This is a genomic window from Desulfocastanea catecholica, assembly GCF_054657295.1.
In genome coordinates this window covers 25,967-41,514 of the sequence record NZ_BAAHYZ010000009.1, presented here as the reverse complement: position 1 = coordinate 41,514, position 15,548 = coordinate 25,967, and the positions used below count along the sequence as shown (strand labels likewise).

The 15,548-nt window shown below is 53.8% G+C and carries 16 protein-coding genes; 12 read left to right on the top strand and 4 right to left on the bottom strand.

The window, feature by feature from the left end; translation table 11 throughout:
• Window positions 1-52 precede the first annotated feature (52 nt).
• The 10 genes from ACYQ8U_RS10015 to ACYQ8U_RS09970 all read left to right on the top strand — a co-directional run bounded on the left by ACYQ8U_RS10015 (window position 53) and on the right by ACYQ8U_RS09970 (window position 9,439).
• A complete protein-coding gene (locus tag ACYQ8U_RS10015) occupies window positions 53-1,096 on the top strand; it encodes a thiamine ABC transporter substrate-binding protein (protein WP_459945399.1) in 1,044 nt (347 codons plus the stop codon).
• A 44-nt stretch (window positions 1,097-1,140) separates the two neighbouring features.
• Window positions 1,141-2,832 carry an ABC transporter permease gene (locus ACYQ8U_RS10010; RefSeq protein ID WP_459945398.1) on the top strand — a complete coding sequence of 564 codons (1,692 nt, stop codon included), beginning with the start codon at window positions 1,141-1,143 and terminating at the stop codon, window positions 2,830-2,832.
• Window positions 2,833-2,855: 23 nt separating this feature from the next.
• Complete coding sequence (locus tag ACYQ8U_RS10005; RefSeq protein ID WP_459945397.1) at window positions 2,856-3,920, top strand: ABC transporter ATP-binding protein; 1,065 nt, start codon at window positions 2,856-2,858, stop codon at window positions 3,918-3,920.
• A 166-nt stretch (window positions 3,921-4,086) separates the two neighbouring features.
• Complete coding sequence (locus ACYQ8U_RS10000) at window positions 4,087-4,734, top strand: LysE family transporter (protein WP_459945396.1); 648 nt, start codon at window positions 4,087-4,089, stop codon at window positions 4,732-4,734.
• Between the two features lie 17 nt (window positions 4,735-4,751).
• On the top strand, window positions 4,752-4,922 hold the full coding sequence (locus ACYQ8U_RS09995) for a hypothetical protein (RefSeq protein WP_459945395.1): 171 nt from the start codon (window positions 4,752-4,754) through the stop codon (window positions 4,920-4,922).
• Window positions 4,923-4,962: 40 nt separating this feature from the next.
• The gene (locus tag ACYQ8U_RS09990; protein WP_459945394.1) at window positions 4,963-5,604 is read left to right on the top strand and encodes a thiamine diphosphokinase; all 642 of its coding nucleotides are present in this window, start codon (window positions 4,963-4,965) and stop codon (window positions 5,602-5,604) included.
• Window positions 5,605-5,834: 230 nt separating this feature from the next.
• Window positions 5,835-6,944, top strand: a complete 1,110-nt coding sequence (locus tag ACYQ8U_RS09985) for an iron ABC transporter substrate-binding protein (protein WP_459945393.1) — start codon at window positions 5,835-5,837, stop codon at window positions 6,942-6,944.
• Between the two features lies 1 nt (window position 6,945).
• Window positions 6,946-8,016 (top strand): FecCD family ABC transporter permease, encoded by a 1,071-nt coding sequence (locus ACYQ8U_RS09980; RefSeq protein ID WP_459945392.1) that lies wholly within the window; start codon window positions 6,946-6,948, stop codon window positions 8,014-8,016.
• On the top strand, window positions 8,013-8,789 hold the full coding sequence (locus ACYQ8U_RS09975; RefSeq protein ID WP_459945391.1) for an ABC transporter ATP-binding protein: 777 nt from the start codon (window positions 8,013-8,015) through the stop codon (window positions 8,787-8,789). Before ACYQ8U_RS09980 ends, ACYQ8U_RS09975 begins: the two co-directional genes overlap by 4 nt.
• Before the next feature lie 38 nt (window positions 8,790-8,827).
• Window positions 8,828-9,439, top strand: coding sequence for an FmdE family protein (locus ACYQ8U_RS09970; protein WP_459945390.1), 612 nt, complete (start codon window positions 8,828-8,830; stop codon window positions 9,437-9,439).
• 68 nt (window positions 9,440-9,507) lie between these two features.
• On the opposite strand, the gene ACYQ8U_RS09965 is transcribed toward ACYQ8U_RS09970, so the two are convergent.
• From ACYQ8U_RS09965 to ACYQ8U_RS09950, 4 genes are all read right to left on the bottom strand, one after another.
• Window positions 9,508-11,088, bottom strand: a complete 1,581-nt coding sequence (locus ACYQ8U_RS09965; protein ID WP_459945389.1) for an ExeA family protein — start codon at window positions 11,086-11,088, stop codon at window positions 9,508-9,510.
• 5 nt (window positions 11,089-11,093) lie between these two features.
• Complete coding sequence (locus ACYQ8U_RS09960; protein ID WP_459945388.1) at window positions 11,094-12,092, bottom strand: TAXI family TRAP transporter solute-binding subunit; 999 nt, start codon at window positions 12,090-12,092, stop codon at window positions 11,094-11,096.
• An 84-nt stretch (window positions 12,093-12,176) separates the two neighbouring features.
• Window positions 12,177-12,401 carry a hypothetical protein gene (locus ACYQ8U_RS09955; RefSeq protein ID WP_459945387.1) on the bottom strand — a complete coding sequence of 75 codons (225 nt, stop codon included), beginning with the start codon at window positions 12,399-12,401 and terminating at the stop codon, window positions 12,177-12,179.
• A gap of 44 nt (window positions 12,402-12,445) precedes the next feature.
• A complete protein-coding gene (locus ACYQ8U_RS09950) occupies window positions 12,446-13,138 on the bottom strand; it encodes an HAD family hydrolase (protein WP_459945386.1) in 693 nt (230 codons plus the stop codon).
• Between the two features lie 156 nt (window positions 13,139-13,294).
• Between ACYQ8U_RS09950 and ACYQ8U_RS09945 the strand changes: the two genes are divergently transcribed.
• Both ACYQ8U_RS09945 and lysS read left to right on the top strand, forming a co-directional pair.
• Entirely contained in the window at window positions 13,295-13,870 is a 576-nt protein-coding gene (locus ACYQ8U_RS09945) for an NUDIX hydrolase (protein ID WP_459945385.1), read from the top strand.
• 171 nt (window positions 13,871-14,041) lie between these two features.
• Window positions 14,042-15,547, top strand: a complete 1,506-nt coding sequence (lysS, locus tag ACYQ8U_RS09940) for a lysine--tRNA ligase (protein ID WP_459945384.1) — start codon at window positions 14,042-14,044, stop codon at window positions 15,545-15,547.
• Window position 15,548: the final 1 nt, after the last annotated feature.

The window sequence follows — 15,548 nt, the reverse complement described above, 5'->3', positions numbered from 1 at the left end:
CTGCCCGGAGGCGGCTTTTTTTTTGGCAGTTTATATGACTTTGGAGGTGTTTATGAACAGGATATGCCTCGGTGCATCGGTATTGGTCTTATCACTCGGCATAGCTCTCACCAGCGCGGCTGCAACGGAAAAAGCCATTACCCTCATGACTCATGACAGTTTCAACATCGGCAAAGAGGTGATTGCCGGCTTTGAAAAAGACAACGACGTGAAAGTCCGCTTTTTAAAATCCGGCGACGCCGGGGCCGCCCTGATACAGGCTATTCTCTCCAAAGACAATCCTCTGGCCGATGTCTTTTTCGGGGTCGACAACACCTTTTTTTCCCGGGCGCTCGATGCGGACATTTTTCTGCCCTATGCATCACCGCTGCTCGCCGAGATCCCCGCCGCCCTGCAGCTCGATGAACAGAACCGCCTGCTGCCGGTCGACTACGGCGATGTCTGCCTCAACTACGACAAGCAGTGGTTCAGATCCCATCAGCTGCCTCCCCCGACCGATCTCGCCGACCTGGTCAAACCTGCCTACCGGGGCTTGACCGTGGTTGAAAACCCGGCAACCTCTTCGCCCGGCATGGCCTTTCTTCTGGCGACTATCGGCCGATTCGGCGAGGATGGTTATCTCGATTTCTGGACAAAAATGCGCGACAACGACGTGATCGCCGCCAATGGCTGGGAGGATGCCTATTATGGCCATTTCACTGCCGCCTCCAAGGGCGACCGGCCGATCGTCGTCAGCTATGCATCCAGTCCGCCGGCGGTTGTCCATTATGCGGCAAAGCCACTGTCCGAAGCCCCCACTGCCGCGCTGGTTGCCGACAACACCGCCTTTCGTCAGATCGAATTTGTCGGCATCCTGAAAGGCACCAAAGAACTTGAGCTGGCCAAAAAACTTGTCGACTTTATGCTGAGCAAAGGTTTCCAGGAGGATGTCCCGCTGCAGATGTTTGTCTTCCCGGCGAACAAGAATGCCCAACTGCCGGAGGTTTTTGTCAAACACGCCGTTGTCGCCGACAAACCGGTAACGCTCCGCCCTTCGGCCATTGAAGCCAACCGCGACAGCTGGATCGAGGCCTGGACGAATGTCGTCCTGCGCTGATCGACAAGCGACCAGAACACCAGGTAAAAAAGGGAGAACATGACGTGCAGCCGTCTCGACCTCTGTTCCGCTGGGCAGTGTTCTCCCTGCCCTTGCTGTTCCTGCTCCTCTTCTATTTTTATCCGCTGGGAAAAATAGTTCTGCTTAGCTTTCTGCCGGACGGCAGCTGGGACCCGGCCAGACTCAGCAAGCTGGTCGACTCGCCCATCTACGGCCGTATTCTCTGGTTCACCTGCTGGCAGGCAGCCCTGTCCACTGTCATCACCCTGGTGCTGGCCCTGCCCGGAGCCTATGTTTTTGCCCGGTATCGTTTTTTTGGCAAAAACCTGCTTCAGGCATTGATGACCGTGCCCTTCGTGCTGCCCACCGTCGTCACCGCGGCCGCCTTTCGGGCCTTGCTCGGGAGCCACGGTTTGCTCAACACCTGGCTGATGAGTGGCTTGCAGCTGGCCCAGCCTCCGATCAACATTGATCAGACGGTGGCCTTTTTCCTCCTCGCCCATGTTTTTTACAATTACACCCTGGTGCTGCGCATCGTCGGCGGATTCTGGGCCGGACTCGATCCCGATATGCGCGCCGCGGCGACAATGCTTGGCGCCTCGCCGTGGCAGACCTTTCGCCGGATCACCCTGCCCCTGTTGATGCCGGCCATCGGCTCCGCGGCGCTACTCGTCTTTATTTTTTGCTTCACCAGCTTCGGGGTAGTGCTCATCCTCGGCGGCCCCGGATATGCAACCCTCGAGGTGGAAATTTACCGCCAATCGGTGCAACTCTTTAATCTGCCCATGGCCGCCGCACTGTCCCTGATCCAGATCGTCGTTAATTTTCTGCTCATGTGGCTGCATGCGCGCCTTGGCAAAAGATCGCGCATCGCCTTTTATACCGACTCGGCAAGCGACACCGCAATACAGGTTGAGACCCCGACACAGAAGATTTTTATCGGCATAAACCTCCTGTTCATGGGCATCCTGCTGGTCACGCCGCTGCTCGCCCTGGTCATCCGCTCGCTTACCGGGCAGGACGGCCTGACCCTGGTCTATTACTCGGCGCTTTTTACCACCCAGGCCAGGTCGGTCTTTTTCGTCGAACCCATTGCCGCGGTGGCCAACAGCGTCGGTTTTGCCCTTGCGGCCATGACCATCGCCGTTATCCTCGGCCTGCTTGCCTCAACCTTTCTCGCCTCGGCCCGAAAGCGAGGGGCCTCGGCGTCCTCTTTCTGGGACGCGATTATCATGCTGCCCCTGGCTACCTCGGCAGTAACCCTCGGCTTTGGCTATATCATTGCCCTGAACAGGCCACCACTGAACCTGCGCGACTCTCTGGCCCTGGTCCCCATCGCCCATGCCCTGGTGGCCTTTCCCTTTGTCGTCCGCTGCATCCTGCCGAGTCTGCGGCAGATCCCGCAGACCCTGCGCGAAGCGGCCACCCTGCTCGGCGCCTCGCCCTATCAGGTATGGCGCCGGGTGGATATTCCCATTGTCAGCAGGGCCATTCTCGTCGGCGCGGTTTTCGCCTTTTCCATCAGTATGGGCGAATTCGGCGCCTCAGCCTTTGTCACCCGACCACATACCCCGACCATGCCGGTGGCGATTTTCCGTTTTCTCGGACAACCCGGCGACATCAACTATGGACAGGCCATGGCCATGAGCAGTATCCTCATGCTGGTCACCTGTGCCGGTTTCTGGCTCCTTGGCAGACTGGACACCGCAAAAAAAGTTCCGCAACCATCGCTATGAAAACAGAACGAAAAGTGCCAGGAATGCAGGACACTAGCACCATCCTCAAGGTGGACAGGCTGTCAAACCGGTATGAAGGGCAACCACTGCTCCAGGACATCAGCTTTTCACTGAAACAGGGGGAGATTCTCTGCCTTCTCGGCCCCTCCGGCTCGGGCAAGACAACCCTGCTCCGCCTGCTGGCCGGGCTGGAAAAAGAAGATGCCGGCACGATCATCTTTTGCGGCAGGGATATCCGAGGGGTCCCTCCTCATAAAAGAAATTTCGGCATGATGTTTCAGGAATACGCCCTCTTTCCCCATAAATCCGTCCAGCAAAACGTCGCCTTCGGCCTGGAAATGCAGCATTGTCCAGTGGACGAGCTGGACAGAAGGGTGAAAACGGTGCTGGAAATGGTTGGCCTTGCCGGCCTGGAGCATCGTAAAATCGACGAGCTGTCGGGGGGGGAGAGGCAGCGGGTGGCACTGGCCAGAAGCCTTGCGCCGGAACCGCAGCTGCTGCTCCTCGACGAGCCCCTCGGCTCGCTTGACCGGGCCCTGAGGGAGCGGCTGACCGACGAAATCCGCACGATCCTTAAATCTCTGGCCGTCACCGCCGTGTTCGTCACCCATGACCAGGCCGAGGCATTCAGTATCGCCGATAAGGTCGCGATCCTCCACCATGGCATCCTGCAGCAATTCGATACCCCGGAGCATCTCTACCGAAACCCTATCAACAGTACCGTTGCCGGCTTTCTCGGGTTTCGCAACCTGATAAAAGGTTCTGTCGATAGTCAGGGCTTCTTCCGTTCCCCGCTGGGCAGCCTGCCTGTACGTCAAGAGCATATGCCACCGAAAACTGCAACGCTCCTGCTGATCCGCCCCGAAGGCGCGACTCTCGTCGGTTCTTTGGCGGCAAAAGCTGTACCTTTGCTCCTGTCCGGCACCATCACCAGCCGGCAATTCCAGGGGAGCAGCTACCGACTCGGTGTACAGGCGGGAGATACTCCCCTGACCTTCGATCTGCCAATCGACCCGCCACCGCCGGATATCGGCCAGCCGATAGAGCTTTTCCTGAACCCTTCGGCTCTTGTTCTTCTCAGCCAGTAAGTCTGTCTACTGAAAGACTTTTTGCGGTAAATCGGTAGCCCGGGCTGGCAAGGTCGACGATATAAATACTTGCAACGATTCCTCTCCTCCGGTAATCGGTTGTTGAGAATCCGAATGCCGCCCGGTATAGTTAGCCTTATCGGTAATTTCAAACAACGGGTACATCATGGAAATCGCGCTGATCACTATTTTCTGTACCTCCTTCGTCCTGGCACTTTCCGGCGCTCTGATGCCGGGACCGCTGATGACCGTCACTGTCAGCGAGAGTTCCAGGCGAGGAGCGAGCACCGGCCCACTGATGATTTTCGGCCATGGCCTGCTTGAGCTGGCCCTTGTCGTCGCCCTGATCTCCGGGCTGGCGCCGATTCTCGTTCGAGATGACGTCTTTATCTTTATTTCCCTGACCGGGGGTGCGGTTCTGCTCTGGATGGGCATTTCCATGCTGCGCAGTCTTCCGCAACTTTTTTTGGATTGTCAGCCTGGAGGCGAGAAAAAATCGCGCAACCTGGTCGTCATGGGCATTGTTCTCAGCGCCGTGAACCCCTATTGGCTGCTCTGGTGGGCATCGATCGGACTCGGCTATATCATGCATGCCCTGAAGTTTGGCCTGCTCGGCGTGACGGCTTTTTTCCTTGGCCATATCCTGGCCGATCTGGCCTGGTATGGCTTGATTTCTTTCGGTATTACCAAAGGTCAACATCTCTTCAGCAACACCTTTTACCGGAAATTAATCGGCGGTTGTGCGGTCTTTCTCATCCTCTTTTCCTGCTGGTTTTTCTTCAGCGGCGTGCAGAAGACCCTCGACTTCTTCTGACCAGTAAAGGCTTCATCATGACCGACAAGGACAAAACAGGACCCTCGCAATATACCTGCAACGATTATCGGCAAGAAATGATTCTGCTCGGACTGCGGCAAAAGCTGCAACGCTCGGACCTCACCGATGCGGAAAGAATGCAGCTGCTGCAGGAAATCAACACGCTTGAGAAGGCCATCGGTTTCTAAGGCAGGGACGCGATACAACAAAAGGGGCAGCTGGAAAGAAATGTTTACACTTATCTTTGCCAACGGAACGCTCGACCACTCACCGGAACTGGCAGTGCTGCTTGAAAAGGCGGATCTTATTATTGCCGCCGACGGTGGCGCCAACCATTGTGCACAGTTTGCCGTCACCCCGGATATTCTCCTGGGCGATCTCGATTCAATCGATGCACACATCTTGGCCGCCTATGAACATGCCGGCACCAGCATACATCGCCATCCAAAGCAAAAAGACGCCACCGATCTGGAACTGGCCCTTGATCTGGCCCAAGAAAAAGGCGCGCGGACCGTCTGGCTGGTCGGTGCCCTCGGCGGCAGATGGGACATGAGTCTGGCCAACGTCATGCTTGCTGCCGGTGAAAAGTATCAAGAACAGCACATCTTTCTGCTCGCCTCCAACTGTTCCATGCACATCCTGCATCCGGGAAAAGAGCATACAATCAGTGGTGCACCCGGGCAAAAAGTGTCCGTCCTGCCTCTCAAGGGTGATGCCTGCGGCGTTACTTTACACGGCTTTGCCTATCCCCTCACCGATCAGACCATCCCTTTTGGCTCCTCCCGTGGCGTAAGCAATATCATGCGGGGAAATACGGCTACAATACACCATACGGCGGGAATCCTGCTCTGCGTCCTGTTTGAAGAATAGATACAGCCGCCGGCAGTCTGCTGCCTCACTTCCAAAAATTCATCCATCGACACCAATAAAATTCCTGGTCGATTCCGCCAGGGACCGATTGCACGCTCTTCCAGTATTACGAATATCAGTTTTGTGTGCTTTTTATTTGACAGCTTCCCTGGTTCGCGGTAAAGAACACCTTTGTGCATCAAAATAATTATTTCGTGTGATAATTTTTCATCTCACCCAGGGGTGCGACTATGCGATTTTTTTTGTCGATCTTCTTAACACTTCTCTTTGTTTTGCCGCAGGCGGTTTTGGCCAGAGAGATCAGCGACGCACAGGGGAGAAACCTCGTCATCCCCGAGACAGTAAAAAAAATCATCTGTTCCGGTTCCGGCTGTCTGCGCCTGCTCACCTACCTCCAGGCCCAGAACATGGTCGTGGCGGTTGATGATATCGAGGGACGGCGCAGGCAGTTCGATGCCCGCCCTTATGCCCTGGCCAATCCCGGCTTCAAGGAATTACCGATATTCGGTGAATTTCGCGGCAAAGATAATCCGGAATTAATCCTGACACTACCGGAGCAACCCGAAGTCATCCTCAAGGTAGTCGCCACCACCCAGGGTGCGGCCGGCCTCGAACCGGAAAAACTGCAGCAGAAGACAGGTATTCCCGTAGTTGTCTTGCATTACGGCAATCTCGTCAATCAGCGGAATGACCTTTTCAGCGCCCTGCGCATCATCGGTGACGTCGTCGGCAAAAGACCGCGGGCGGAGGAACTGATCGCCTATTTCCAGCAGGCCATTGACGACCTGCATAGACGGACCGCCGATATCCCGGACGCGAAAAAACCCAGCGTCTATCTTGGCGGGGTGGCCTATGCCGGGCCGCATGGCTTCCAGTCAACTGAACCGACCTATCCGCCCTTCCGCTTCATCAATGCCCGCAATCTGGCCGATGGCGCCAATGCTGCGGTGAAGGATCTGAATAATACCGATATCGCCAAAGAAAAAATCGTTGCCTGGAATCCCGATATCCTTTTTCTCGATCTGGCCACCTTACAATTGGGTGACAAGGCCGGCGGGCTGCACGAGCTGAAAACAGATCCGGCGTACCAGACACTAACCGCCGTGCAGACTGGCAGTCTTTACGGGGTGTTGCCCTACAACTGGTACAATCAGAATTTTGATTCGATCCTGGCCAACGCCTATTTCATCGGTAAACTGCTCTACCCAGACCGTTTCTACGATATCGATCCGCAGGCCAAGGCCGATGAAATTTATACTTTTCTCGTCGGCAAGCCTCTTTTCCACGAAATGAACAGCCAGTTCCAGAATCTGGCCTTTGCAAGAGTCCCTTTACATTGACATGCATTTTCTTGACGGCCGGATACCGGCTGAATACACACGCTATATCAGCAGAAAGATCAGTTTTCTCGTTGTGCTGCTCTTCCTTATGCTGTTGTCCCTGGTCCTGGCCATATCTCTTGGTGCAGCCAAGATTTCCATGACCGATGTCGTCCGCAGCCTGCTTGGCCAGGCGACCACGAACCAGATAACCGCCATTATCTGGAATATCCGTTTGCCCCAGGCGCTCACTTCAATGGTAGCCGGGGCCGGGCTGGCCGTGGCCGGGGCGGCAATGCAGTCGATTCTGCGCAATCCCCTCGGCTCGCCCTTTACCCTCGGTATCTCCCATGCGGCGGCCTTTGGCGCTGCTCTGTCGGTGATGGTTCTCGGCGGCGGCATAATGACCTCGAACAGTGTCGGCGCGGTGCAGATCACCAATCCCTATCTTACCACGGCCGCCGCTTTTCTCTTTAGCATCCTTACCTCCTGTGTCATCATCGCCATCGCCCGCCTGCGTGGGGCAACGCCAGAGATCATGGTGCTTACCGGCGTGGCGCTGGGCGCTTTTTTCACTGCCGGCACGATGTTCCTGCAGTTTTTCGCCGATGATGTGCAGCTGGCAGCCATGGTCTTCTGGACCTTTGGCGACACGGCCCGGGCGTCCTGGAATGAATTGTCTTTTATTTCCCTTATTGCTCTGCTGGTGTCGCTGTTCTTTTTTGCCAACAGCTGGAACTACAATGCCATCGATGCCGGGGATGAAACGGCCAAGGGGCTGGGAGTGAGGGTTGATCGGGTGCGCATGCTCGGCATGCTGCTCGCGTCGCTGTTGACGGCGGTGATCATCTCTTTTCTTGGTATCATCGGCTTTGTCGGCCTGGTGGTGCCGCATATGGTGCGTCGCCTGATCGGATCGGATCATCGCTTTCTCCTGCCCGCGTCCGCCGTCGGCGGTGCCTTGCTGCTGCTCGCATCCGACACGGCCGCTCGCCTGATCCTGGCACCGCATGTCCTGCCGGTGTCGGTCCTCACCGCCTTCATGGGGGCGCCGGTATTTCTTTGGCTGATTATCAGAGGAGGAAAACGATGATCCTTGATGTACAGAAACTCCGCTTTGCCTATAACGGCCAGGCCATCCTTGACGACATTGATTTTCAGGTGCAGCCGGGCGAGCTGCTGGCCATCCTTGGACCGAACGGGGTGGGCAAGACCACCCTGCTCAAATGCATCAACATCATCCACCGCCCCAGGGGTGGAACAATTTTAGTTGAAGATCGCAGCGTTCTGCACATGTCGCCCGCCGATATCGCCCTTCATATCGGCTATGTTGCGCAGCAGAACGAGACGGCGCGACTGACCGTCTTCGACGCCATCCTCATGGGCCGCAAGCCGCATATTCGCTGGCGGCCATCCCGGCACGACCTGGAGATTGTCGATTCGGCCATCCGCCATCTGCATCTCGGCGACAAGACGCTGCGCGGTATCGACCAGCTTTCCGGCGGTGAACTGCAGAAGGTCTGCATTGCCCGTGCCCTGGTACAGGAACCACGCCTGATGCTCCTTGATGAACCAACCAGCGCGCTTGATCTGAAGAATCAAGTGGAGATCATGGGACTGCTGCGTCGGGTTGTCGATGAACACGCTATCGGTGCGGTTATGACCATGCATGATCTGAACAAAGCCATGCGCTACGCCGATACACTTTTGCTGCTGAAAAACGGCCGGATGCACAGTTACGGCCCTACCGGACAGGTTACCGCCGAGATGATTGCATCGGTGTATGGTTTAGCCGTGGAAATTCATCACATTAATGGCTATCCTGTCGTCGTGCCGATAGAATCTGGAGCAGAAACGAGTCATTGACTCTTTACCATACAACCACCGACAAGAGGAAAAATCCTATGAGCTGCCGCATTGAACAAAGTGTAATTGACCAGACCATTGCTTTTCATGGCCACAGTTGTCCCGGATTGGCCATCGGCATCCGCGCGGCTGAGATGGCCATGGCAAAAATGGGAAAAATCAATCAGAATGCACTGGTGTGCGTTACCGAGACAGACATGTGCGGAGTGGATGCCATCCAGTTCCTCACCGGCTGCACCGTCGGCAAGGGGAACCTTATTCTGCGAGATTACGGCAAGATGGCATTTTCCTTTTACAACCGCGAGGACAATACCGGAATCCGCTTGGTTTTCAATCAGGATGCCAGGGGGGCAATAAATCAGGAATTAACCGATCTCATGGATCGGGGTAATAGAGGACTGCTCACCGCCGAGGAACAGGAACGTCTCAAGCAGCTTCGTCAGGAGATGCTGACGAGGGTGATGACCCTGCCCCTGGAAGAAGTATTTACCGTACAGCCCCTGACTGACCGGCCACCACGAGGGGCAAGGGTATTGGACAGCCTGGAGTGCGCCGACTGCGGCGAACGAACCATGGAGTCCCGCACTCGCCGTTTTGCCGGCAAGACGTTGTGTATTCCCTGCTACCAGAAGGTCGAGCAGAAGATGTAACAAGAGCATTACCTCTCCAGCAGGAAAGCCCCTGTCGACCCGGAGCCGACAGGGGCTTGTATGGCAAATTATTCGGCACGTTTTTTGATTACCCAGTCTATCAATGCGCCGGGATCACCATCTGCCGGGGTTGCTTCCACACCTTGTCCAACTTCTTCGGCTTCTTCCGGTTCAGCCGGGCCTACCGCTACGCCGGGCATATGACCGGTCATCTTCTCTATCATAGATTCAACAAGTTCCGTATAGACTGTCGAAACTGTTTCTTTGTTTTCGGCATTTCTATCCTTCTGCTGCGTCTCATTAGTAGCAGCTCGAGGATGAAATTCCACAACACTCTTTTCTTCAATCGACGGTATTTCTTCCTGATCGATGGTGTCGACGGTATCGATTGCAGCGAGTGGTTCTTCAAGCCCGTTAACCGTGCGCTGCTCGTCTAAGTCTCTCTCGACAGATGCCATCTTTTCATCCACATGGTCCTCTGCAGCCACCATATCCATAGCAGTTGTTTGGGAAATCGTGGCTCCTTTGGCTGTAACAGGATGATCTCTTCTGGCCGTTTCCGGGAGCGGTTCAGCCTTCTTCCGGACATGAACTTGATCGATCTCCTGCAAAGTGTGTAAAGCCTGCAGGCCATTTTTCTGGATCCGCGAAAAAAGTGATCGGTGTTCCTGGGGAAAGCTAAAATATGTCGCGGCAATGACGCCGATAACAATGAGAATGCCAATGGTTTTCCACGCCTGGGTTGAACCAGTTTCCTGCACAGATTCAGGAGGAATATCCTGTAAATTTTCCGCCTCAGAACCATCGATGCCTTGCACAGGGTTGACAGCAAGTTTTTCCGCCGCATCGGGCAGACAAAGATCTGCAGCACACTTCCTGACCATGTCAACAGTGACGGTTTTCTTTCCCTGGAGGTAGCCCCGAAGCATGGCGTGATCGCAGATGATATTTATTCTGCGAAGAAAGCCGCCGGAGTATTCGTGAACGTTACGGACAGCATCGGCACTGAAAATAGCTTTTTCGGCACCGGCTATTCTGAGACTCTGCCGCATATACTCAGCTGTTTCGTCAATGCTCAAGGGGTCGAGAGCCGCCCTGATGGCAATGCGCTGCGAAATGGCCCTGTTCTGGCTTTCCTGCAAAAAATCGCTCAACAGGTTCTGACCGACAAATAAGATATTCAGTACTTTCGCTTGTTGTTTTTCGATATTCGACAGCAGCCTGATTTCTTCGAGCAGCGCGGAGTTCAAGCGCTGCGCCTCATCAATGATCAGAAGAATTTTTTTGCCGGCGGCAGCCCTGCTCTGCAGAAACCGGTCAAAATGCATCAAGAAATCTTCTTTACAGACAAACCTCTTGTCCATGCCGAAAGCATGGGAGATATAGTTCAGCAAGTCGATCGGCTCCAGGCCGGGGTCCGGAACTTTGGCCACGACGACGTCGTTCCCCAGGTTGTTTATCAACGCATTAACTAAGGTTGTTTTGCCGGTACCGACATCACCGGTGAGAACAAGAATCCCCTGGTTTTGCAGAATTCCGTACTGCAGGATGGCCAACACTTTTTTGTGCATTTTCCCGAGCCAGATAAAACTCGGGTTGGCGCTGCTCTGAAACGGCTTTTGTTTCAGCCCATAAAAGGAAAGATACATCTTTCTTACAATATCTCTTTGATTGCTTCGAGAATCGGATTGATTTCACCGGTCTTATCTGGTTGAACTTGTTTTTTCGACTTTCCCGCGAAATTCTTGACACAATCATATTGTTCCCAGCCTTTTAAGGGATATTCAAGATCAACGGACTTCCACTTCGGATGGCCGTTTTCTCGCAGCCAGTCGATATTGTTCTCGAGGATATCTGCAAATCTGCCGACATTTTGACAATTGGCCATTCTAAAATCATATGATACGAGAACAGATTTTACGGCAACGGTTTTAACGACTGCTGTCTGCCAGGCGTACGTCTTTGCAGGAATTTCAGTCTCCGGATAAAATTCGACAATGCTTTTATTGACGATCGGAATCAGTGCCAGGCTATCCGCTTCTTTCACCTGGTCGCTGAACAGTTTGACCGGATAACCGGCGACATAAAACAAGGCATCGATCTCACCTGCTTGTACCAGAGGAAGGGCTTCGTCGGCCGAGATGGTGATCATTGCCGAGGGTTTGATATCAGAGACCTCAAACAAGAGCTTAGCCGTCAGATAGGTTCCGCTGCCCTCCTGACCGATGGCGACCTTTTTCCCTTCAAGATCCTCAAAACCGGCGATATCACTGCGGCCCACAAGATGCACCTCTTCATTATAGAGCGGAAAAACCATCTTGATTTTTTTGGCAATCAACTTTAATTCCGGGTCCGTCTCCACTTTGGCGACAAAGGCCAACACATCCGACTGAACAATTCCCATCTGTGTTTTCGGGCGCTTATAGACCGCAAAAATATTTTCTACCGAACCATTTGAATTGGCAACATCCAGCTTTATGCCATTTTTTTCTACCAACTCCTTCAGATTCAAACCAAACTGGTAATAGGTTCCTTTGGCACCGCCGGTGACCATGCCCATCTGTACAAGACTATCGCTTTCTGCATAGGACAGACCAGCCATCATACTTACACAAAGCAAAGACATATAAAACCTGACGATTCTTTTTTTCATCGTAGACTCCTTCTTCGGATGTTTGTAATGAGATATTATGAATGCAAAACACTGCAGGTATGCTGTTATCGGATAAACTCATTTCTAGGACATATCTCTAACTTTCTCAAGCAAAATAAAAACGCCGCACCTGTCTATTTTTTCAAAATATATTGCAGGAGAATTCCGCTCCATCAAGGTTCTGATTCGAACGACCAGATCGTTTCTGACGTACGGTTTTTCGATGAACTCTACGCCCTCATCCAGCACTCCATGGTGGGCGATAACATTGGCGGTGTAGTTGGGATGAATTTTACAGAAGATAGTCAAATTAGAGGCAAACTGCCAGGTATCTCTTCATCGATGAACGAAATTTATCCATGCCACTCCTTGTTTTCCGGCGAACCCTGCAGACAGATAAATTGCTGCGCCAATACATCTTGCAGCCCTCGACAATCCGGCAATACCAGTGTACCACTCGGAAAAGCCGCTTCCCCCTGGATGCCGATAAAGTGCAGGCCGGTTTCTTTTGCCGCATTAAAATCGGTCAGGGCATCGCCGACAAACAGACAGTGTTCAGGGACGAGCCGATAGCGGGTGAGAACCTTACGAATATGCTCGGGTTTTCTGGTCGGCGAACCGAGGATTTCCTGGAAGTAGCCGGACATTTTTCGCTGGAGGATTATATGTCGCAGTTCATCTTCCGGGGTGCCGGAGATAACAAAAACCGGCAAAACAGCCGCAACATTGTCAAGAAACTCTTTCGCTCCGGCAATCCAGTCGACAGCAATGACCTTATCGACAACGAGTCTGGCATATTCACCGGCCCAGTCGGCCAGTTCTGTATCGGTCAACGGCTGTTTGATAATATGTTCGTGGGCATGGAGTATTTTTTCCACTCTGCTGATACCACCATGCTGTTGATGATAGGCAACAATCTCGGCGATAGTTTCGTTATCGTAGTCGGCAAACAGGGTGCGAAAGGCTTCAGACTTCGTCGCATTCGAATCAACGATTACCCCGTCGAAGTCAAAAAAAATGGCATGGAGTGGGTATTTTCGGGTCATTGTCCTGTTTCTTGATTATCTGTTTCGTTCAATAGTCAAAAGATGCTTGGCGATCGATGTCGTTTGCTCTATGCTCGAACAGTACGTGATGCTGCATCCCGCCGCACCTGTCTACAATACAATTTCTACCATACGGCAACAAACAGGAAGACGATAGTGAAAAACAACGAAAACGGCAGCGATGATTTCCAGTGCCAGGCATCTGCCTCCCAGACCCTCATTACCACGCCGGTGATGACGCTGACCAGCGGCCGGGTCCATTGCCGGCGAACCGATATCGAAAAGGATTTTTTCAGGCTGGAATTCCCCCCCTGGGTAAACATTATTGCCCGCACGGAGAAGAAGGAACTTGTGCTTATCCGTCAGTATCGCTACGGCACCGATCGCATCGAACTGGAAATCCCCGGCGGAGCTGTCAACTGCGGCGAGCCGCCCCTTGCAGCGGGCCTGCGTGAGCTGCTGGAAGAAACGGGCTATGCCGGAGAAAATGGCCGGATCATCGGCAAGGTCAGCCCGAACCCGGCTATCCAGAACAATTTCTGTCATACGGTACTGGTGGAAAATGTGCAGAGAGTCAGCCGGCCGGCGCTTGACGAGATGGAAGACATCGACGTCATGCTCGTACCGGAAGACGAGGCCTTTGCCCGCATTGCAGATGGATCGATTACCCATGGCCTGGTGTTGAACGCCTTGATGTTCTATGCCATAATCAGAAAAAGCACCGCCTGGTAAGTATTGCGCACCAACGCTCGAGGTGCTGCCCCAGGGAGCTCTCTTTCCCAAAAAGGATTGACAGAATGACCATTTCCCGGTAATCCTGTGCAGTTGAATCAAACGACAAGAAAGCGGCAGAACACTGCCGCTTTTTTTATAGCCTCTTTCACATTCCTATGGGCGTTTACTATGAGTGAAGAAAATCAAACCCTGGCACAGCGCAGGGAAAAAGCCGCATCTCTGGCCGACCTTGGCGTCAATTTATACAGTAATAGTTTCAAACCCGCCAACACCACCCGGGAACTTCTGCCCAAAGGCGATGCCCTTGCACCACAGGAGGCGGAACCGGGTGGGGCCGATTATTCGATCGCCGGGCGGATTATGGCCATGCGTAAATTCGGCAAGGCGGCCTTCTGCACGCTGGCAGACACCAGTGGCCAACTGCAGATCTATGTAAAAAAAGATATTCTCGGCGAAGAAGTCTTCGAGACCTTTAAAAAATGGGATATCGGAGACATCGTCGGCGTCGAAGGCACCCTGTTTAAAACCAAGGTGGGAGAACTTTCCCTTCAGGCCCACCAGATAACCATGATCTCCAAATCCCTTCGGCCACTTCCTGACAAATGGCACGGTCTGACCGACGTCGAGACCCGCTACCGCCAGCGCTATGTCGACCTTATCGTTACCCCGGAGACCCGTGAAACATTCAGGAAGCGTGTCGACATCATCCGTCTGATCCGCGAATTCCTGATCGGCAAAGACTTTATGGAAGTCGAAACGCCGATGATGCAGGCGATTCCGGGCGGGGCCACCGCCAAGCCGTTTAAAACCTACCATAACGCCCTGGATATGGAACTCTATCTGCGTATCGCCCCGGAACTCTATCTGAAACGGTTGCTTGTCGGCGGCTTTGAGCGGGTTTTTGAGATTAACCGGAATTTTCGCAACGAGGGGCTGTCCACCCGCCATAATCCGGAATTCACCATGCTCGAGTTTTACCAGGCCTACGCCACCTACGACGACCTGATAACCCTTACCGAGAAAATGATCTCATCCATCTGCCACAAGGTAAACGGCACGATGAAAATCACCTACCAGGGAACCGAGGTTGACCTCACCCCCCCCTGGAAAACGCTGACCATGGACGAGGCGTTGGTCGAAGTGGCCGGTATCGACAGGGAGACTCTGGCGGACGACGAGAAGGTCATGGCCCTGGTCAAAGCAAAGGGCATCCAGCTCGAAGAACAGGCGGGACCGGGCAAGGCCAAGACCGAGCTGTTCGAGCTGCTGGTTGAAGATAAGCTCATCAATCCAACCTTTATCACCTCGTATCCGACCGAGGTGTCGCCGCTGGCCCGAAGGAACGAACTGGACCCGACGGTAACCGACCGCTTCGAGCTGTTTATCACCGGCCGGGAACTGGCCAACGGTTTCAGTGAATTAAACGACCCGATCGATCAGCTGGCACGATTTGAAAAGCAGATCGCCGAACGCGGCGAGGACGATGAAATCCACCCCGAACTCGACGCCGACTACATCCGCGCCCTGGAATACGGCATGCCCTCGGCCGCGGGAGAAGGTATCGGCATTGACCGACTGGTGATGCTTCTCACCGATGCACCATCAATTCGCGACGTTATCCTCTTTCCCCACCTCAAACCCGAGGCACAGTTACATCAGGAAAGAGAAGAATAAT